At 63.1% G+C, this 20,414-nt stretch carries 13 protein-coding genes; 8 read left to right on the top strand and 5 right to left on the bottom strand.

Annotated elements, in window-relative coordinates:
• Positions 1-90 precede the first annotated feature (90 nt).
• Both I7X13_RS16395 and I7X13_RS21560 read right to left on the bottom strand, forming a co-directional pair.
• Positions 91-2,286, bottom strand: coding sequence for an ATP-binding protein (locus I7X13_RS16395; protein WP_198076303.1), 2,196 nt, complete (start codon positions 2,284-2,286; stop codon positions 91-93).
• Between the two features lie 3 nt (positions 2,287-2,289).
• On the bottom strand, positions 2,290-4,527 hold the full coding sequence (locus tag I7X13_RS21560) for a tetratricopeptide repeat-containing sensor histidine kinase (protein WP_233454818.1): 2,238 nt from the start codon (positions 4,525-4,527) through the stop codon (positions 2,290-2,292).
• Positions 4,528-5,064: 537 nt separating this feature from the next.
• On the opposite strand from I7X13_RS21560, the gene I7X13_RS16405 reads away from it, so the two are divergent.
• Complete coding sequence (locus I7X13_RS16405) at positions 5,065-5,670, top strand: HD domain-containing protein (protein ID WP_198069949.1); 606 nt, start codon at positions 5,065-5,067, stop codon at positions 5,668-5,670.
• Here the strand turns inward: I7X13_RS16405 and moeB are convergent.
• On the bottom strand, positions 5,667-6,770 hold the full coding sequence (gene moeB, locus I7X13_RS16410) for a molybdopterin-synthase adenylyltransferase MoeB (RefSeq protein WP_198076304.1): 1,104 nt from the start codon (positions 6,768-6,770) through the stop codon (positions 5,667-5,669). The two genes, I7X13_RS16405 and moeB, sit on opposite strands and share 4 nt — an antisense overlap.
• Before the next feature lie 527 nt (positions 6,771-7,297).
• Between moeB and I7X13_RS16415 the strand changes: the two genes are divergently transcribed.
• From I7X13_RS16415 to I7X13_RS16445, 7 genes are all read left to right on the top strand, one after another.
• Positions 7,298-8,371 (top strand): tetratricopeptide repeat protein, encoded by a 1,074-nt coding sequence (locus I7X13_RS16415; protein WP_198076305.1) that lies wholly within the window; start codon positions 7,298-7,300, stop codon positions 8,369-8,371.
• Positions 8,372-8,514: 143 nt separating this feature from the next.
• Complete coding sequence (locus I7X13_RS16420; protein WP_198076306.1) at positions 8,515-10,569, top strand: OmpA family protein; 2,055 nt, start codon at positions 8,515-8,517, stop codon at positions 10,567-10,569.
• A 189-nt stretch (positions 10,570-10,758) separates the two neighbouring features.
• Positions 10,759-14,463, top strand: a complete 3,705-nt coding sequence (locus tag I7X13_RS16425; RefSeq protein ID WP_198076307.1) for a hybrid sensor histidine kinase/response regulator — start codon at positions 10,759-10,761, stop codon at positions 14,461-14,463.
• A gap of 56 nt (positions 14,464-14,519) precedes the next feature.
• Positions 14,520-15,248: a LytR/AlgR family response regulator transcription factor gene (locus I7X13_RS16430; RefSeq protein ID WP_198069944.1), complete on the top strand. Its 729-nt coding sequence runs from the start codon at positions 14,520-14,522 to the stop codon at positions 15,246-15,248.
• A 35-nt stretch (positions 15,249-15,283) separates the two neighbouring features.
• Entirely contained in the window at positions 15,284-15,907 is a 624-nt protein-coding gene (locus I7X13_RS16435; protein ID WP_198076308.1) for a PKD domain-containing protein, read from the top strand.
• Positions 15,908-15,927: 20 nt separating this feature from the next.
• Entirely contained in the window at positions 15,928-16,998 is a 1,071-nt protein-coding gene (locus tag I7X13_RS16440) for an ABC transporter permease (protein ID WP_198076309.1), read from the top strand.
• A complete protein-coding gene (locus tag I7X13_RS16445) occupies positions 16,986-17,963 on the top strand; it encodes an ABC transporter permease (protein WP_198076310.1) in 978 nt (325 codons plus the stop codon). Before I7X13_RS16440 ends, I7X13_RS16445 begins: the two co-directional genes overlap by 13 nt.
• 783 nt (positions 17,964-18,746) lie before the next feature.
• Here the strand turns inward: I7X13_RS16445 and I7X13_RS16450 are convergent.
• Positions 18,747-19,658 carry an SDR family oxidoreductase gene (locus tag I7X13_RS16450; protein WP_198076311.1) on the bottom strand — a complete coding sequence of 304 codons (912 nt, stop codon included), beginning with the start codon at positions 19,656-19,658 and terminating at the stop codon, positions 18,747-18,749.
• A 20-nt stretch (positions 19,659-19,678) separates the two neighbouring features.
• Entirely contained in the window at positions 19,679-20,332 is a 654-nt protein-coding gene (locus tag I7X13_RS16455) for a peptidylprolyl isomerase (protein ID WP_198069939.1), read from the bottom strand.
• Positions 20,333-20,414 lie beyond the last annotated feature (82 nt).

The following is a 20,414-nucleotide window of genomic DNA, read 5'->3' on the forward strand; positions in this document are numbered from 1 at the left end:
GGCCGCTACAAAGTTGGGCAGTGCGGCCGAATTTTCTTCGTATCGGGTTTTGGCTCCGCCCAAGCGGATAGAAATGTACTGCCCCGGCCGTTAGGCTTTGCCGCCCGGCGGCAGGCTGATGATGAATTCCGTGCCTTCGCCTTCCTGGCTTTCCACGGTCAGCGTGCCGCCGTGGCCCTTGGTCACTATTTCATGGCTCAGCGACAGGCCCAGCCCCGTGCCCTCGCCCACCGGCTTGGTAGTGAAAAAGGGCTGGAAGATTTTTTCGCGAATATGCGCCGGCATGCCCGTGCCGTTGTCGTGCACGGTAATTTCGATGGCGCCGGCGGCGGTCTGGCGCGTGCACACCGTCACGGTGGGCTGATAGGCTGCCGCGGCGCCTCCTTCCTGCTGGCGCTGGCGAACAGCATGCAAAGCATTGGTGCACAGGTTCACCAGCACACGGGTCAGGTCGGACGGCACCACGGGCACCGGGGCCAGATTGGGCGCAAAGTCCTGCACCAGCGTGGCGTGGAAGGTGGCATCCTGCACGCGCAGCCCCTGGTAGGCCAGCGCCAGGGCCTCGGCTACCAGGGCGTTGAGCTCGGTGGGCACACGCGGGGCGGTGCCGGTGCGGGCATGGGCCAGCATGTCGGTGATGATGGCAGAAGCGCGCTGGCCCTGCTGGCTGATTTTGAGCAGGTTTTGTTTCAGGCCAGCCATTATTTCCTGTTCCAGGCCGGCGGGCTGCGCGTTGGGGCTGTGGTCGAGCAGGCCCACGCTCACGTCGGCGAAGTTTTTCATGAACGCCAGCGGGTTCTGGAGCTCGTGGGCAATGCCGGCCGACAATTCGCCCACGAAAGCCCATTTCTCGGCGGCCACCAGTTGGCTTTGGGCGGCGCGCAGCTCGTCCTGCTGCTGCTTAAGCAGCGCATAGGCCCGCTGCTTTTCCCGGTTGTTGCGCCAGAGCACGGCGCTCAGGGTGCCCACGGCCCCCAGGCCCAGCAGAGCCCCCAGCAGCAGCCAGCCCTGCTGACGGTTGCGGGTCTGGATAAGCCGGCTATTGCTGGTGAGTATACCAATCTGGGCCTGTTTTTTGGCCAGCTCGGCGCGGTATTCCAGCACGGCAGCCTGCCGCTGCAAGTCACTACTGCTAAGGCTGTCACGGTACGCACCAAACAACTCCTCGTAGCGGTAGGCGGCCGCGAAATCACCGCGCCGGGCCGAGGCCTGGGCTAGTATCTGGCTGGCATCGCGGCTGTACTGCCGGGCCCCGCTGCGGCGCGTTGCCTGCAAACTCCGCAGGGCATAGATAATGGCGCTATCGGGGCGGCCGGTATGCAGGAACGCGCGGGCCAGTACGATCTGTGCCCGAGGCACTTCGCCCACGGTTTGCAGGCGCTGGGCACGCTGCAGGCTGCGGCGGGCGTTGGCAAACGCTTCGGGGTAATGGCCCTGGCGCTCCTCCATATCGCCGATGTTAATTTCCTCAAAAATCAACCCGGTTTCGTCATTGGTCCGCCGGAAGATGCTGGCATCCTGCTCGTAGCTGCGCTGGGCCGCCGCCCACTGGCCCTGCGCACGGTACAGGTTGCCCAGCCCGGTGTAGGCATGCCCGATGCCGTTCTGGTCGCCCGAGCGCCGGGCCCAGCGCAGGCCCTGCATAAGGTAGCGCCGGGCATCTTCATACTCGTGCAGGTAAGTGCTGGTAATGCCCAGTTGGGTATTGAGAAAGGCCAGCCACTTCTGGCTGTGGGCCGCTTTGGCCAGGGCCAGCCCCCGCAGGTTGGCTTGCAACGACTTGGCATACAGCCCTTGCTCCGAGTACACGCTCGACTGGTTGTAGAGGCTGCGGGTTTGCCCCAGCCGGTCGCCGCTCAGCTCAAAGTCGTGCCGGGCCTGCTCCGAAAGGCTTTCAGCCAGGGTGTATTCGCTGCGGTGGCGATGATAAAACCCCAGGCCCAGCTCGGCCTCGGCCGCGCCGGCGGTGTAGCCCAGCAGTTGCGCCAGCTGGCGCGCTTCCTCAAATAAGGCTGCCGACTCATCCGGAGCTTTGTTGCGCAGCTCCAGGGCCAGGCCATTGAGGCTTCTGACGCGCGCGGCGTCGGGCTGGGGATTGGCGCGCACTTCGGCCCGAAGGCTATCGATAGCGTGGGTTTGGAGTTGCGACTGAGCGTGCGCGGGCACAGACGCGCTCAGCAGCAAGCCGCCGGCCATGACTCCGCACAGGCCCCACGCCCGCACCGTGCGGCGCAGGCGGCTGGTCCAGCTGGCGGCACCCCGCGTCCGATTGGCTGACTTATCCACGGCTCAGGCGGGTAGTGTAATCAGAAACTCGGTGCCCTCGCCCTCGCGGGTTTCCACGGTGAGGGTACCGCCGTGACCCTTGGTCACAATGTCGTAACTCAACGACAAGCCCAGGCCGGTGCCCTCGCCGGGCGGCTTGGTGGTGAAGAAGGGCTGGAAGATTTTTTCGCGCACCTGCGGCGGCATACCCGTGCCATTGTCCGAAATGAGAATTTCTACCACTGGGCTACCGGTGGGCCGGCGGGTGCGCACCGTCACGGTGGGCTGGTAGCTGACGGGCCCGCCGGTTGCCTGCCGGGCCAGGTCGCGCTGGCGCTGGCGCACGGCGTGCAGGGCGTTGGTGCACAGGTTCAGCAGCACGCGGCCCATGTCCTGCGTCACCAGGGCCACCAGGCCCAGGCGAGGGTCAAGCTCCTTGCTCAGAGTGGCGTAAAAGTCTTTGTCGGTGGCGCGCAGGCCCTGGTAGGCCAGCGACAGCGAATCGGCGGCCAGGGCATTGAGGTCGCTGGGCACGCATTGGCCGGTGCCGGAGCGCGAGTGCTCCAGCATGTCCTTGATAATGGACGAAGCGCGCTGCCCGTGCTGGCTGATTTGCTGCAGATTCTGTTTCAGGCCGGCCAGAATCTCGGTTTCCAGCGCCGGGGCCTGGCCGTTGCTTTCGCCGTTCATGCCCTCCACGAGGTCGGTGCTGACTTCGGCGAAATTTTTCATGAAGGTGAGCGGGTTTTGCAGCTCGTGGGCAATGCCGGCCGTGAGCTCGCCCAGAAAGGCCATTTTTTCGGCCTGCACCAGCTGGCTTTGCGTTTGCCGCAGCTGGGCCAGGGTGCGCCGGTTCACCTGTAGCTGGCGGTAGATAAACAGACCCAGGCCCGATACCAGCAGCACGGTTACCAAGGCCCCCAGCAGCAGCCACTGGCCCAGGCGTAGGCGCACGGCCTGCACGGCCTGCGCCTGTTGTAGGCTGGCAATCTGCGCGTTCTGGGCCTGCTCCGTCCGCTCGCTTTCGTACTGCGCCACGTGAAAAGTGTTTTGGGCGGCATTCAGCGTGTCGGTCAGGGCTATGTAGGCGCGGGAATAGCGTTGGGCCTCAGCTGGCCGGTTGCGGTCATCATAAAAGGCGATAAGCTGCTTCAAATATTCGGGCCGCAGGCGCTCGATGCGGGCGGCCGTGGCCTTGTGGTAGGCTTGCAGCCAATGGCTTTCGGCGCGGGCATCGTCGTGCCGGGCCGTGTAGTACCTCGCCCAGGCGGCATCCAGCTCAAACTCGCCGGGCTTGCCCGACATGGGGATGTGCAGCGAGTCATCGAGCTGCTGGGCGCGCTTCAGGAGCTCGCCGGCCGGCCCTACGCGCTGCATCTGCAGCAGCACCCGGCCCTTTTGCACCAGCGCATAGGCCCGGCTGAGCTTGCGCTCGGCGGCATCGCCGCCGCGGGTGGCCAGCACCGAGTCCACCATGCGCAGGGCGGTGGTGGGGTGGTCGCCCTCGGCATATAGGCGCGACAAGGCTAGGAAGGTAAACACGCGCTCCATGCCCTGGATGCGCCGAAACGCGGGCAGGCGCAGGGCCTGGCCCAGGTACTGTACGGCCTTGGCGCGGTTGCCCCAGTCGGCGTACACGGCCCCGGCCACCAGCAGCTCGCGCACGTAGAGCGGCCGGTCGTAGGCGCGCACCAGGTCGGCGGCGCGCAGCGCGCTGTTTAGGGTGCGGTTGTAGTCGCCCATGCGCCGGTAGTAGCCGCCCTGCGATACATAGCAGGCGGCCACGTTTTCGGTGGCCCCGCGCAGGCGGTAGTACGCCAATTTTTCCTCGTAGTAGCGCTTGCGGGCGTCCGGGCGGTTCAGGCGGTTGTAGAGCGTCACCAGGTCAATCAGCAGCCACGGAATGGGACGGCCCAGGCGGTCGAACTCCGTCACGACTACTTTCATGGTATCCAAGGCAGCCGCGTCGGCGCCGCCCTGCTGCCAGAGCACCAGCCCGTTGCGCAGGTGGCGGTAGGGGGTCGCATCCAGCAGTTGTAGCTGCTGGTTCAGGCGCAGCAGTTGGTCGAGCAAGGGCAGGGCCTGCACGTTGGTGGGGTGCAGGTCGAGCAGGTGCTGCACCACCCGCAGGCGGGCAGTATCGGAGGTTTGTTGCGGCAGGGCGCGGGTCAGCGAATCATAATCGACCTCCCAATAGGATTGCCGAGCAGCCACCGACCCGCACATCACCCAGAAAATCAACGCCGTAAAAATCCATCTCATGGGCAAAGCTGGGTTTTGGCGGCGACAGAAAAGCTGATGACCTGCACGTATCGCATTCCGGGGCGCGCCAACGGCGGCCGGAACGAAAGGCGGTAGGGTTGGCGGGGCATCATCGCGGGTAGAAGCGAGTAAAAAATGGGTAAAATTATGGCCCGACCGCCGGGCCGGCCGTTAGCGCCAGGCACCGGCTATGCGCCGGTTTCCTTTGTTCCTGTAAAGATGAATTAATTACTCCACTTCCCTTATTATTAGCATCAACCCCAAAGAATACCTGGCTAATTTTCAATAAATTACCTTCTCACAAATCCATTATGGCGAGACAGTACACAGCTTCATCGCCAGTTAGGCGAATACGATATTTAATCAAGGTAGCGAATTATCTTGCCGCGCAATAAATCATATCTAAATTTATTACAGCGCCTCAATGCTTTAGGAGTGGCGCAGTAGTTGCGGGCGGCTTTCCGCGTGTTGCTTTTTTCGTTTTTTGGCCGGCGCGCCCGCCGGGTTTCATCGTCTCACCGCGTCCGTTCCCTCCGTATGCGAGCCCCATCTGCCGAAGCGTTTATCGTGCGCAAGCTGCGCCAGGGCCTGGCCCCCACCCTTTATTACCACAGCCTGGCCCATACCCTCGACGTGGCGCAGGCGGCCCAAACGCTGGCCGCTGCCGAAGGCGTGACCGACGGGGAAAGCCTGACGCTTCTCCGCACGGCGGCTCTGTACCACGATGCGGGCTTCCTGCACACCTATGACGGCCACGAGGCCCGAAGCTGCGACATAGCACGCGCCACGCTGCCGGAATTCGGCTATTCGCCGGGCCAGATTGAGAAGATTTGCGCCCTCATTACCGCCACCCAGTACCCGCAGGAGCCTCATTGCCACCTGGCCCAAATCCTCTGCGATGCCGACCTCGACTACCTAGGCCGCCCCGATTTTGTGCCCATCTCCACCAGCCTTTTCCGCGAGCTGACGGCCCGCCAACTCATCGCCAGCGAGCATGCCTGGTTCCAGCTACAGGAGCGTTTCCTCACGGGCCATCGGTACTGGACGGCCACGGCCCTGACCCTGCGTGCTGCCCCCAAGCAAGCCCGGCTCGACCACATCCGCGCCCGCCTGGCGGCCTGGCCCAGCCCGGCGACGGCTTAGTAATCGGCCAGGCCATTCCGAAGCGAGTACACTTCGGCAAAGCCACTGGCCAGCAGCAGTTGCGCGGCTTTTTGGCTGCGCATGCCGCTGGCACAATGCACCACTACCAGCACTTCGGGTTTCAAATCGGCTAGGTGCGCGGCCAACTGGCCCAGCGGAATCAACTGCCCGCCAATGCTGCGGCGGGCGTGCTCGTGCGGCTCGCGCACATCCAGCAGCTGGAGCGGCCGGCCGCTGGCTTGCCAGGTCTTTAGCTCGTCGGCCGAGACTTCGGGGGCGCGGGCCGGGGCCGCTTCGAGCGGCGCTTCGCCGCAAAACGCCGCGTAGTCGGGGGCCAGCGCGGTGCGCTGCTGGTTGGCCGCCACGGCCCGGAAACGGATGGCCTGGAAGCGCATGCCGAGGGCATCGAACAGCAGCAGGCGGCCGCTCAGCACCTCCCCTATTTCGAGGATAATTTTTAGCGTCTCGTTGGCCTGCATGGTGCCAATGAGGCCAGGTAGCACGCCCAGCACGCCGATTTCGGCACAGTTGGGGGCGTCGCCGGGGGCGGGCGGCACTGGGTGCAGGCAGCGGTAGGTGGGGCCGTTCTGGTAGTTAAACACCGAAACCTGCCCCTCAAACTTGAAGATGGCCCCGAACACCAGCGGCTTGCCCAGCACCACGCAGGCATCGTTGACGAGGTAGCGGGTGGCGAAATTATCGGAGCAGTCCACCACCACATCGTATTCCGCAAACAGGGCCAGCGCATTGGCCGCCGATAGCACCACCTGGTGCGGCTGCAATTCGATGAAGGGATTCTGGGCGTGCAGTTTTTCGGCGGCCACCACGGCTTTGGGACGGCCTACGTCGGCGGTGGTATAGAGCACCTGGCGCTGCAGGTTGCTGTCGTCCACTGTGTCAAAGTCGAGCAGGCCGAGCGTGCCCACGCCGGCGGCGGCCAGGTATTGCAGCACCGGGCAGCCCAAACCGCCGCAACCTACTACCAGCACCCGCCCTGCTTTCAGCTTCTGCTGGCCGGCCGCGCCAATTTCGGGCAGCAGCAAGTGGCGGCTGTAACGGTGGGTTTCGGCGGCGGAAAGCGGGGCGGTGGCTGGGGTCATTTTGGTGGCAGATTTTCGGTGCAGGATGTTGATTCGGTTAAACAATCGGCCGGGACGATTGGCGCGATATATCAGCAAATTTCGGGCAAATGCCACGCATCAGCAGCTATTGCGCTTACGGCTTCGCTCCGGCCAACGCTACAGCGGGCCGTTGCATTCAGGCCAGCCACCGCCCTACATTTGCCGGATTAGCCCCAAGCTCGGCCAATTGGAAAACGGAATTTCATACCCGCTTTCTAGTTAACATAATAATAAAATGGCTTGAAAAACTCGATTTTAAGCCACTGTAGGCTTGTTTGAGGCCCGCATAAATGGCATTCACGCCTAACCATAGCCTATTACCCGGCCGCCGCTCAGGTCTACTGCTCAAGCAATCGAATCAGCAACCGGCGTCCACATCAGGCTCTCCCCTCCAAGAGAGAGGGGTCGGAGGTGAGGTGTCTTGCCTGGTGCATTATCAGCAGTCTGAAATCAGAAAATCCAATATCTTCGCTACCCACGCTTTCTATTTGCCCTAGCATCTGGCTATGATACAAAAGACTCTGTTTTTCTTCGTGTTGCTGGGTGCGCCGCTGGCCGGATGGGCCCAGGTCGATACCGTGCGGGCCAGCACGCTGCCCGGCCCGCAGCTGGCGGAGAAGGCGTATAACAGCGGCCTGGTTAGCTTCAGCAAGCAGAGCTACCCGGCGGCCCTGGCCAGCTTCGACCAGGCCATTGCCGCCAAGCCCGATTTTGCGGCCGCCTACACCAACCGCGCCGCCACCCACTACGAGCTAAAGGAGTACCCGCAGGCGCTGGCCGACTACGACCAGGCCCTCAAGCTGGAGCCCGGCAACTACGCCGGCTATTTCGGTCGGGGCCGCACCCACGAGGCCCAAAACCAGCTCAGCGAAGCCGAAACCGACTATTCCGAAGCCGTGAAAGCCAAGGTCGACTACGCGCCGGCTTGGTACAACCGCGCCGTGCTGCGCTTTGAAAAAGGCGACTACCAAGCCGCCCGCGACGATTTCGACGGGGCCATCAAGGCCGACCCCAAGCTGGCCTACGCCTACCACGACCGCGCCAGCACCCAGCAGAAGCTCGGCAATTACGCCGCCGCCGCCCTGGACTATACCGAGGCGCTGAGCTTGCAGCCCGAGCTGCTTTCGGCCCTGCTGAACCGCGCCACCGCCGAGCGCCACACCGGCCAGTTGCCCCAGGCCCTGAAAGATTACGACGCTTATTTGGCGAAGAAAACGGATAACGCCCTGGCCTACAACAACCGCGGCAGCGCCCGCTTTGAAAATAAGGACTACGCCGGCGCCATTGCCGATTTCAGCCAGGCCCTGCAGCTCGACCCAAAGTACGCCTACGCCTGGAACAACCGCGCCGCCGCCCAGCTCAAGCTGGAGAAATACGCCGATGCCGCCGCCGATGCCAGCGCCGCCCTCAAGCTGAAGCCCGACTACGCCGAGGCTTACCTCAACCGCGGCCACGCCCGCGAAATGCTCCGCCAGGCCGATGAAGCCTGTCAGGACTGGCGCAAAGCCGCCGAGCTGGGCATTGCCGTGGGGAATAACTACGCCGCTGCCGCCGGCTGCGCAGGCGAGGCGGCGGAGTAGTGCTGTCAGTTCAGATTATAATTAAGCCCGTCATGCAGAATGCAGCGAAGCATCTTGCCCGCAGCAAGTAATTCCATCGCTCCAACGAAGCGGTAAAGATGCTTCGCTGCGCTCGGCATGACGACCTTTTATTCCTAGCCACCATGTATTTCCGCCTGCTATTCCTCCTGATTCTCGCCAACGCAGCCCGGCCAGTTGCGGCACAAAGCGTGGCCTTCACCAAGGACAACTTTGGCGATAACAAGGAAGGCTTGCGCGAAGCCAACCGCGAGCTGAAAGCCGGCGACGACGACTACCGCGCCGACCCACCGCGCTACGCCCAGGCCCTGCCGCACTTTCTAGCGGCCCAGGAATTTAACCCCAACAACGCGGCCCTGAACGTTAAAATCGGCGACTGCTACCTGAATTCGGCCACCAAAACCGCTGCCCTGCCCTACCTGCAAAAGGCGGCCAAGCTGGACGCCACCGCCGATGCCCGCACCCACTACCTGCTGGCCCGCGCCCTGCACCTAAGCGCGAAGTGGCGCGAGGCCATGGCCGAATACCAGCTGGCCACGCCCGTGGGCAGCAACACGCGCAACGGCAGCGCCGGCACCATCACGCCCAACGACTTGCAACGCCGCATTCAGGAATGCCGCAACGGGCAGCAGCTGATGGCCAAACCGACGCGGGTGTTTATTGATAACGCGGGGCCGGAGCTGAATTCGCAGGCGTCGGACTACGGCCCGGTAGTGTCGGCCGATGAGTCGACTATTCTGATTACGTCGCGCCGCGAGGGTTCGACTGGCGGCAAGAAGGACCCGGAGGGCAACGGCTATTTTGAAGATATTTACCAGTCGACCTGGAAGGGCAAGGCCTGGAGCCGCGCCGCCAACCTGGGCGCGCCCGTGAACACCGACGACCACAACGCCACCGTGGGCCTGGCCCCCGACGGCCAGCGCATGCTGGTGTACGTGGGCACCAACGGCGGCGACCTGCTCGAAACCACCCTCAGCGGCACGGCCTGGGACAAGCCCCGCCGCCTCAACAGCCGCATCAACACCAACGCCCACGAAACCTCGGCCAGCTATTCACCCGATGGCCGCTACCTCTACTTCGTGAGCGACCGGGAGGGCGGCGCGGGCAGTTCCGACATCTATAAAGTCGACCTCGACGGCAAAAACACGCCCGTGAGCCTGGGGCCGGCCATCAATACCGCTTATGGCGAGGAGGGCGCCTTTATGGCCCCCGATGGCAAAACGCTGTACTTTTCGTCGGAAGGGCACAACTCGATGGGCGGCTACGACATCTTCAAATCGGTGTTTGAAAATGGCAAGTGGAGCACGCCAGAGAACCTGGGCTGGCCCATCAATACGCCCGATGACGACGTGTTTTTCGTGACCTCGGCCTCGGGGCGGCACGGGTACTACAGCAGCGACCGGCCCGGCGGGCTGGGGGCGAAGGACATCTACCGCATCACTTTTCTCGGGCCCGAAAAACAGCCTTTGCTGAGCGAGGAAGACCAATTATTGGCCTCGCGCCTCGCGCCCATCAAGCAGACGGTGCTGGCCCCGGCGGTGGCGGTGGCCACGGCCCAGGTCACGATTCTGAAAGGAACCGTGACCGACGACGCCACCAAGCAACCGCTCGACGCGGCCATTGACCTGATTGATAATACCAGCGGCCAGACCATTGCCAACTTCCGCAGCAACGCCACCTCGGGCCGCTACCTCGTGAGCCTGCCTTCGGGCACCAACTACGGCATTGTGGTGCGACAGGACGGCTACCTGTTTCACTCCGAAAACTTCGACCTGCCCGCCGGCGCAGCTTTTGCCGAAGTGGTGAAGGACATCCCGATGAAGAAGCTGGAAGTGGGCACTACCATCGTGCTGCGCAACATTTTCTTCGATACCGGCAAGGCCACGCTGCGCCCCGAAAGCACCGCTGAGCTGGAGCGCCTGCAAAAGCTCCTCACCGAAACGCCCGCCCTGAAGCTGGAAATGGCCGGCCACACCGACGACGTGGGCGAGGCTGCCATGAACCAGGACCTCAGCCAGCGCCGCGCCCAGGCCGTGGTGACCTACCTCACGCAGCATGGCATCGCGGCGGCCCGCCTCACGGCCATGGGCTATGGCGAAACCCGCCCCGAAGTGCCCAACACCAGCAAAGGCAACCGCCAGCTCAACCGCCGCACCGAATTCAAGGTGACAGCAAAGTAGGTAGCGCGCACATTTAGTCCTCTGGTCCACTCGAATGCGCGGACTCGCAGAGCCCACGCTACAATCGAGCAAAACCCCGATTTCACCGAGCCTAACTCTGTGATAACCGGAAAGTACGCCCGCCGCTCATCGGCCCGTTCTACCTTGCAGTGTCAAACAACTGCCCATTCGGCAAGTGGCGTTTTCTGCTTGAAACTACTTCTCCGCTTTCTCTACATTCGCCGGCTGGGCTTCGTGCTATTGGCGTTGCTCAGCTTCCTATTGCTATGGACGCGGCCGGCCAGCGCCCAGCAGGCATACCTGCGCCAGTTTGGTCCTGCTGAAGGGTTTCGGCCCGCCTTTGTATATGCCCTGCTGCAGGACCGACAGGGCTACCTCTGGCTGGGTACCGGCGAGGGTCTCGTGCGCTACGACGGCACGCAGTTTACCACCTTCACAAAAAAAGACGGGCTGGCCGAGGACTTTGTGGTGTCGCTGCGCGAGGAGCCCGCCACCGGCCGGCTGTGGGTGGGCCATTACCAGGGCGGCATTTCAGTAAAAAAAATGGCCAGCGGCGCATTCAGCCCCGCTAAGCGCAGCGCCGTGCCCGCCGGCCTTAGACTGCCCGCCGATGGACCGCCCCCCATTGATTCTGCCGCCATTGGCCGCTACCTGCGCCGCTACCACCTGCGCCTACCCGAAGGCACCGAGGCCACCTGCCTGCTCGAAGACCGCGAAGGCAACGCCTGGCTGGGCACCGCCGGCCAAGGCCTGCTGCGGCATTCGGACCGGCACCTGCGGCTGGAACCGTACCCAGCTACCTCGACGGGCCAGCTGCCGGCCCTTGCTACAATGCATCAAAAAGGGTTGGCAGAAGCCTGGGCCGCTTTTGGCGGCAATCGGTTTTTTCAGCTTCACGCCAATCGCCTCGCTCCGGCTCATCAGGGTGATTTCGTGGCCCCGGCTCTGAGCGGCGGCTCGGTGAAAGCGCTGCTGCCACGCCCAGCGCGGCTAGGCGGCGGGTTCTGGATGGGTACCTCTACGGGCCTCTACATGGCTGCCACGCCTGGTCGTACCCTGCAGGCAGTAGCAGGATTATCAAACAACTCTGACATTAACGTCACGGCCCTGGCCTACGCGCCCGGCTCCGGCCTGTGGGTGGGCACCGCCGCCGATGGCCTCTACCTGCTGCCCGCCGATTCTTCGCAGCGCATCCGCCATTTCACCACTGCCAACGGCTTGCTGCACAACACTACCTACGCCCTGCTGGCCGACCACACCGGACGCATCTGGGTAGCAACGCACGGTACCGGCATTGCCGCTTACGACCCCGTGATGGACGATTTTGTGCATTACCGTCTCGGTTCTGTGGGGCTCGATGCCAGCAGCCTGGCCGAGGATGCCGACGGTCGCATTTGGGTGGGCACCGAGGGCCAGAGCATCTACTGCCGCCAGCGTTCCGGGCAGTGGCAGCAGCTCACTGCCGCCAGCCAGCTGCCATCAGACTACGCATACGGGATGCTGCCGCTGCCCGCCGCGCCTGGCCACGTCGGCCCGCAGCTGCTGCTGGTGCACCGGCAGAGCCTCACGCTGCTCGATTGCCGCACCCGTGCTTTCACCTCCCTCGCCGCCACCGACGACCCGCTGGTGCGCGACTGCCTCGGCCCGGCTGCTCTGGCCGCCGGCCCCAGCTCCGGCGCGATAGCGTGGCTGAGCACCCGCGCCGGCCTGCTGCGCGTGGACGTGGCCGCCGCCCGCCGCCTCGCGGCCGCCCGCCAGCCCGGCCTGGCCATTACCGCAGTCGAAGTCGACGGCGAAGCCCGCGTCCTCGATGCCCTGGGCTGGCTCTCGGCCACCCGCCACCGCGTCAATTTTACCTTTCAGGGTATCAGCCTCAATCCCGGTGCCGCCCTCACCTACCAGCACCGCCTGCGCGGCCTCTCCGACGAATGGAGCCGCCCCAGCGCCGCCCCCGAAGCCCAGTTCCCGGGCCTCGATGCCGGCCAGTACGTATTTGAGGCGCGGGTGCGGCGCGGCAATTCTGGTCCGTGGAGCCCGGTGGTAGCCGCTTCATTCGGCGTGGCCACGCCGGTGTGGCGTACCTGGTGGTTCCGCACGCTGGCACTGCTGGTGCTGGCCGGACTGGCCTACGGGGTGGTGCGCTTCCGCGAGCGCACGCTGCGCCGCACGCAGCTGGTGCTGGAGCGCACTGTGCGCGAGCGCACCGCCGAGCTACGCCAGCAAAAAGCCCATATCGAAGACATTAACGCCGATTTGGTGGTGGCCCGCGACGCGGCCGAGGCCTCGCGCCGGGCCAAGGCGCAGTTTCTGGCCAACATGAGCCACGAAATCCGCACGCCGATGAATGCCGTCATCGGCCTCACCAACCTACTGCAAGCCACCCACCCCAACCCCGAGCAGGCCGAATACCTCACGGCCATCGAGTCGTCGTCGCAAAACCTGCTGGTCATTATCAACGACATCCTCGACAGCTCGAAGATGGAGGCCGGCAAGCTGACGCTGGAACAAGTGCCCTTCCGCCTGCCCGAAGCCGTGCGCCGCCTGGGGGCCATGTTCAAGTTTGCCACTGAAAGCAAGGGCCTGTTTTTGAAGGTAAACGTAGCCGACAACGTGCCCGCCGCCGTGCTCGGCGACCCCGTCCGCCTCAACCAGGTACTGGTGAATCTGGTGGGCAACGCCATCAAGTTCACCCGCGCCGGCGGCGTCACGGTAACGGTGGAAGCAGTGGCCGGGCCGGATTCGCCAACCCATCAATCCACCAATCCGCGCATCCGCTTCGCGGTGCGCGACACCGGCATTGGCATCCCGCAGGACAAGCTGGGGGCCATTTTCGAAGATTTCTCCCAGGCCAACACCTCCACCACGCGCGAGTTTGGCGGCACCGGCCTGGGCCTGAGCATTGCCCGCAACCTGGTGCAATTGCACGGCGGCCAGCTCGGCGTGACCAGCGAGGAAGGCCAGGGCTCCGAGTTTTTCTTCGAGCTGCCCTACGAAGTGGCCGACGCCAGCGCCGCTCAGCCCGAAGCCCACGCCGGCCTGCTCACGCCCTTCGAGCCTGCCCTGCGTGTGCTGGTGGCCGAAGACAACGCCCTCAACCAGCTCGTGGCCCGCAAAACCCTTGAAGCCTGGAACGTGCAGGTCGTCATCGCCGACAACGGCCGCCTGGCCGTGGAGGCCGTCACGGACGCGGCCCAGCCTTTCGACGCCATCCTGATGGACGTGCAGATGCCCGAGCTCGACGGCTACGGCGCCACCCGCGAAATCCGCCGGCACTTTCCCAATGCCGACCAGCTGCCCATCATCGGCCTCACCGCCTCCGTGCTGCCCGAAGACCGCGCCCTGGCCCTGGCCGCCGGCATGAACGACACCCTCGCCAAGCCCTTCGAACCGGCCGTGCTCTACGCCCGCCTGGCCCACTTCACTTTAGGGCAGGAGGGTATGGGGGTAAGAAGGCAAGAAGTAACTGATACGCTCATCCAGCACGATGAATCTACTGAGAAACAATCAACTCATACCCTCGCCCCCTCCTACCCTCCTACCCTAAAAAACCCTCCTACCTTAATAAAGCCCGACTGGCACCTGCTCGAAGAACTGGCTGGCGGCAACGAAGGCTTCCTGCGTCAAATCATCACCACTTTCCTGTCCGAGGCCCCGGCCCTGGAGGCGCTGATGGCCGCTACCTGCCCCAGTGACCCCGCCGCGCTGGCCAGCACTGCCCACAAGCTCAAGGGCCAGGTGGCCTACTTCGGCGTGCCCGTGCTGCACACCCAGCTCGACGAGCTGGAACGCGCCGCCCGCCACCCGGCCCTGCCCTACTGCGAGCCGTTGCTCGACACCATCCGCCAGCAGCTGGCTGAGCTGTACCCGCAGTTGGAGGAGCGGGCCGGAACTTGAAAACTGAGCGGTACGCCCTACATTCGTTACCCAAACTCCCACTGTTTTGCTTTCTCATGGCTGTTTCAAATCTGCGTTGCTTGGTGGTTGATGACGACCCGCTGTCGGTTCAGATAGTGCTCAACTGCATTAATAACACGCCATTTCTGACGGCTGTTGGCAGCTTCACCAATCCCGTCGAAGCCGCCGAAGCGCTGCGCACCGCGCCCGTCGACCTGCTGTTTCTCGACGTGGAAATGCCCCTGCTCTCGGGCATCGAACTGCTGGGCATGCTCCAGAACCCGCCGCTGGTGGTGCTCATCACCAGCAGCAAAGACTACGCGGTGCAGGCCTTCGAGCACGCCGTGGTCGACTACCTGGTGAAGCCCGTCAGCTACGCCCGTTTTCTGCAAGCCTCCCAAAAAGCCCTGGAAATGGCCGGGCGCCGCGCCACCACCGCTGGCCCCGACGGCATTGAAGCGTCCGATGCCGACGCCGATTTCACCTTCGTAAAAGTCGACAACAAGCTCGTGCGCGTTGGCTTCGACGAAGTGCGCTACGTGGAAGCCCTTGGCGACTACGTACACATCGTCACGGGCCAGAGCAAGCTCATCGTGTACAGCACCATGAAGGCCGTGGAAGAGAAGTTTCCCAGCAGCCGCTTTGTGCGCGTGCACCGCTCATTTATCGTCAATTTCAACCGCATTCAGGCCCTCGAAGACAATTCGGTCATCGTGGAAGGCAAGCACATTCCCGTGGGCCAGACCTACCTGCGCGAGGTCATGCAGCGCCTCAACAAATTCTAGCCGCCGCGCCTTTTTTCCTTGCCGAACCTTCTGCTATGCGCTTTTCACCAGCCATTATTTCCGCCAAAACTGCGCTGCTGGCCGGCCTGCTCGTCTTAGCGGGCTTTGCCGCCCAGGCCCAGCAGGCCGGCGATACCACCAGCGTGGGCTGCGGTCCGCCCCTGCCGCGCATGCTGTGCGTCGACCTCGACGGCCGCCCGTCCATCGACGAGCCCGCCGGCCCCTTCACCTACCAGTGGCACATGGGCGACGGCACCACCCTCACCGGCCCCACGGTGAGCCACTGCTACAAAGAGCGCAAAAACTACGTGGTCGAGCTCGACGTCATCGTGGACAAAACCGGCGAAATCCGGCGCGGCCAGAAGTACATCCCCGTCAACCTCGTGCAGCAGGACATCGTAGACTTCACCGCCTCGGCCACCCGCGTGCGCGTGGGCCAGCCCGTATCCTTCGATTCGCCCGAGGCCCAGCTCCTTACCTGTCGCAACGTGCAGTTCATCTGGGACTTTCGTGATGGCACCATCGTGCAGAGCCGCACGGCGCAGCACGTTTTCCGCCGGCCCGGCACCTACGCGGTGCGCTTCAGCATGCGCGGCTACGGCTCGCAGGCCTGCGTAGCCAGCCACTGCGTCTCGCGCGAAATCGTGGTTGAGCCCTAAATGCCAGTGTGGCGTAGCGCATGGGCCGTTTTATTTTCCGGCGTCTGGTCCGCACCTTCCTCGCAATCTGGGCTCTGGCCTCGGCCGTATTTCTGCTGAGCCGCCACGACCTCGACACTGCCCTCCGTCTGGCCCTGCCCGATGCCGCCAGCCAAACAGGCACTAGCCCCGCCTTGCTCCCCCAAAGCCAGCAGGCTGCCCTACAAGCCCTCCGCCAGCGCTTCGGCCTCGATTTACCCGTTTTCTACGTGAGCTACGGGCCGGTTTCGCCCGCTGGAGCACCAGCCTGGCGCTGGAACGGCCGCCGCAACCAGTACCACCAATGGCTGCGGGACCTGGCGCGCGGCAATTTGGGTACCTCATTTAGAACGGGACAAGGCGTGGCCGGGCGCCTGCGTCACGCCCTGGCTTTCACGTTGCCGCTCACGGGCACAGCGGCCGTGCTTGCGGTGCTGGGCGCGCTGGCCCTGGCCCAGCGCCTGGCCACAACGCCGTGGTGGCAACGTCCTCTGCGCGTGGTGCTGGTGGCCGTGCACGGGCTGCCGCTATTCGTGGTAGCCCTGATACTGCTGCTGGTGTTTGCCAATCCCGACGTGCTGGACTGGCTGCCCGCCTACGGCTTCGGCCAGTCCAGCGACCTGGATTTGGACGCGGGCCAGCATCTGGCGGATATACTCCTGCACTTAATTCTTCCCGTGTCAGCCCTGGTGCTCACGGCCATGCCCGAACTCACGCTTCAGCTCACCGCCGCCATACAGCAGGAATTGGGCAGTGCCTACGCCACTACGGCCCGCGCCAAAGGCCTTTCCGAAGCGGCCGTAGTCCGGCGCCATGCCCTGCGAAATGCTCTGCTGCCCACCCTCGCCCAGATTGCTGAATTTCTGCCGGCCCTCGTGGCCGGGGCCGTGGTGGTGGAGGTGGTATTCGCCCTGCCCGGCATGGGCCGCCTGTTGGCCGAAGCCTCCGCCGCCCGCGACTACCCCGTGCTGATTGGCGGCGTACTGCTCACCGGCGCGGTTCGCCTGCTGGCCCTGCTCCTCGCCGACCTTTGTTACTTTTGGGTCGACCCTCGCATCCGTTGGCAGTCCTGACCACATTCCGTCCCACCTGGCTGCAACGGCTGGCGCTGGCCTGGCTGGCCTTGCTGGTACTACTGGCAGCAGCAGCGCCCCTGCTTCCCCTGCCCTACCCCCCCGGTGTGCCCGACTTGGCTTATATGGCCGAGCCACCATTCAGCGCCGCTCGCCACTGGCTCGGCACCGACCCTCAGGGCCGTGATGTGCTGAGCACGCTGGTATTCGGTGCCCGCACAGCTGTACTGCTCACCTTGCCGGCCGCCCTGCTGGCGGCACTGGTTGGGGGCTTGGCCGGGGCCGCCGCCGGCTTTTGGGGAAATACGGCCCGGGTTTCCTTGCCCTATTGGTTAATGGGGGCGGGCAGCGTGTGGTGGGGCTTGCAGCTGCCATCTCCCGTACTGGGCCTGGGGCTGATACTCATTGGCGCCATTCTGGCTACAATCTCACATTTCCAAAGCCGCACACTGCCCACCTGGTCCTTCCCAATCAATGCGTTGGTAATGGGTACGGCCACGGCCCTCGATACCGTTCCGCGGCTGATTGTAGTAGTAGCACTCGTCGCCAGCATTGGCCTGTCGGCTTCCGGCCTGCTGGCGGTGCTGGTCCTGACCACCTGGCCCCAGTTGGCCCGGCTGGTGCGCGCCCAAATGCTGCGCGTTCGCCAGTTGCCGTTTGTAGAAGCCGCACGGGCGGCCGGTCTTTCGGAGTGGCAAGTGTGGTTCCGGCATGCCCTGCCGCATGCCTTGCACCCGCTCCGCACCGCATTACCGCTGAGCATAGCGGGCCTGCTGGGCCTGGAAAGCACCCTGTCATTTCTGGGCATTGGCTTGCCCCCGGAGGTAGCTAGTTGGGGCCGGCTGCTCGCCACTGTGCGCGATGAGCCCAGTGCTTGGTGGGTGTTACTCTTCCCATCATTACTACTCACCATGAGCATATTAAGCCTTAATGCTCTGAGCCGCTTCTCAACACCCAAGGCTTAGTCGCTTGGCGGTTATAGGTGGCACTTATTTGATGCTTCCGAAGGGATTAAGCAGGTGAATTGAATGTCACAAACCGTTATTTTTTGTAATGACAAAGCAGCGATTCAATAGCTCAGCATTATAATACAATGGATTGAAAAACAGAATAATATTACAAATAAAACCTTTTTCCAAATCTTATAATTTAACATTTTATTTATTTAAAATAGAATCAATTCAATAAATACACCTAATTTATCTATGTCACAATTACCACCAATCTGTCCTTTTCCTGGCGTAGTAGAGGCCGTAACATTGTATTGCTTTTAATAAGAAACCCTCGTTACTCTCCTGAGTATCGCACCTTTTCTACCCCTCGTTTTATCTATATCCGTATGTATCTGCTCATCTACCCATCGTTAAGCACTCCTCGCCGGCCGAAAGCCCCGAAAGAAGCCGCTCGTCCTATTTCCGTAGGCATCGATTTCGTCACTCCCGACGGAATGGTAGTGCCCCGGGCCCTGGGCGAAGCTGCGCTACTGGGCCACACCGCAGTTTTGGTCGGGGGACTTCTGGTTGGAGTATGGCCCCAGGCTTAAGCCGGCATTTTCGCCGCTATTCCGCCTTTCCTGCTTTTTAATTTCCAGTCCCTAACTACCTACCCTATCTGGTATCATATTCTACCCATAATCCAGTATCTACCGCTCACCGGCTACCCCTGCTGAGCTTCAACCCGCCGTCTGCCCCGGCGGGTTTTTTTTTGCCCGATTCATAGGAGGTTAATACTCGCTAACGGGCTAAGCGCTAGCGTGCGCTGATTTCGTTTTGGGCGCTTACCAAGGCAATGCCTTCGGCAAAGGAGCGGGGCTGGTAGCTAAGGTCACGCTGAGCTTTGCCGATGATGAAGCCGGTGCGGGCAGGCCGCCGGGCCGGCTGCGTAAAGGTGGTGGCATCTACCCGCTCAATCAGGCCGGCATCAAGGCCAAAATAATCGGCTACGCGCAAGGCCATGGCATAGGGCGTGAGCATTTCCTCGCCGCTGATGTGGTAGATGCCCTGAGCAGACTGCCGGGCCAATAGCCAGCAGCCTTGGGCTAGGTCCTCGGCCAGGGTGGGCGTGCGCCACTGGTCGGCCACTACTTTGATGGGCTTGCCGGCGCGCAGTGAGTCGCGGACCCAGAGTACCAGATTGGTGCGGCCGTAGTCGTGCGCCACGCCGTACACCAGCACGGTGCGGGCAATGGCCCACGGGCCGGTGCTGGACTGCACAGCCAGCTCGGCGGCCAGCTTGCTTTCCCCATAGAAATTGACTGGCCCCGGGGTAGCATCTTCAGCCATTGGGCCGGCTTCGCCACTGAAAATGAAGTCGGTGCTGAGGTGTGTGAGGTGAATGCGCTGCCGGACGCAGGCCTGCACCAGGTTCTCGACGGCCGTCACGTTGTGCTGCCAGCAGGCTTCGCGGTTGAGCTCGCACTCGTCCACGTTGGTCATGGCGGCGGTGTGAATGAGGTGCGTGGGCTGCTCCTGGGCCAGCACCTGCTGCACCTGGGCGGCGTCGCTCACATCCAGCACCACGAAACGGACGTCAGGATAAAGGGCGGCCAGCTTATTACCCCCCCGCGACGTGGCCACGAGCTCTACCTCGGGCTGCTGCCGCAGCAGGGCCACCAGCTTCTGGCCCAGCAGGCCATTGGAACCCGTGAGAAGGATTTTCATGCGGTGCCCTTTGCAGTCGGTTACGGATAGGTGTAGCCGTATTCCTTCGTGATTTTTTTGCGTTTCAGCTTCTCCACTTTCATGGTCATTTTGGCGTCGCCCAGCGGGTGGTCGCGGCCGTCTTTCGGGAGCTTGGCAATTTTATCAATCACGTCGAGGCCCTGGATTACCTGGCCAAATACGGTGTACTGGCCATCGAGGAAGTGGGCGCCGTCGTGGTTTTCAACCAGATAAAACTGGGTGATGCTGCTGGGCGTGCCGGCCGGGCCGCCCATGCGGGCAGCGGCCACGGCCCCGTAGTTGTGCTTATGGCCGGGGGCGAGCTCGGCCGGGATGGTGCCTTCGTTGGGCTGGCCGAGGCCGTCGTTGCCGGGGTCGGCATCCTTGGAATTGGCATCGCCGCCCTGAATCATAAAGCCGTCGATGATGCGGTGGAAACTGGTACCGTTGTAGAATCCGCTCTGGGCTTTTTTCAGAAAATTGGCTTTATGCAAGGGCGTGTCATCAAACAAGACCAGGCGAATAACGCCCTGCGCCGTGGTGATGGTCACGACTTCATCCTTGCCCTTATGCTTGACGGGCTTGGCTGGCTTATCGGCCGCGAACGAGGGAGAGGTCAGCCACAGCAGGGCCAGAAACACGGTGCCAGCCCAAGAAAAAAGAAAGGATTTCATAAAAGGATAAATCAGGAATGCGGGGATAAGGCCCCAAAACTACACGGATTTGCAGGCCCCGACCAAGCGCCCGGGCTGCTTG

The organism is Hymenobacter negativus (assembly GCF_016056375.1).
Classification (GTDB): domain Bacteria; phylum Bacteroidota; class Bacteroidia; order Cytophagales; family Hymenobacteraceae; genus Hymenobacter; species Hymenobacter negativus_A.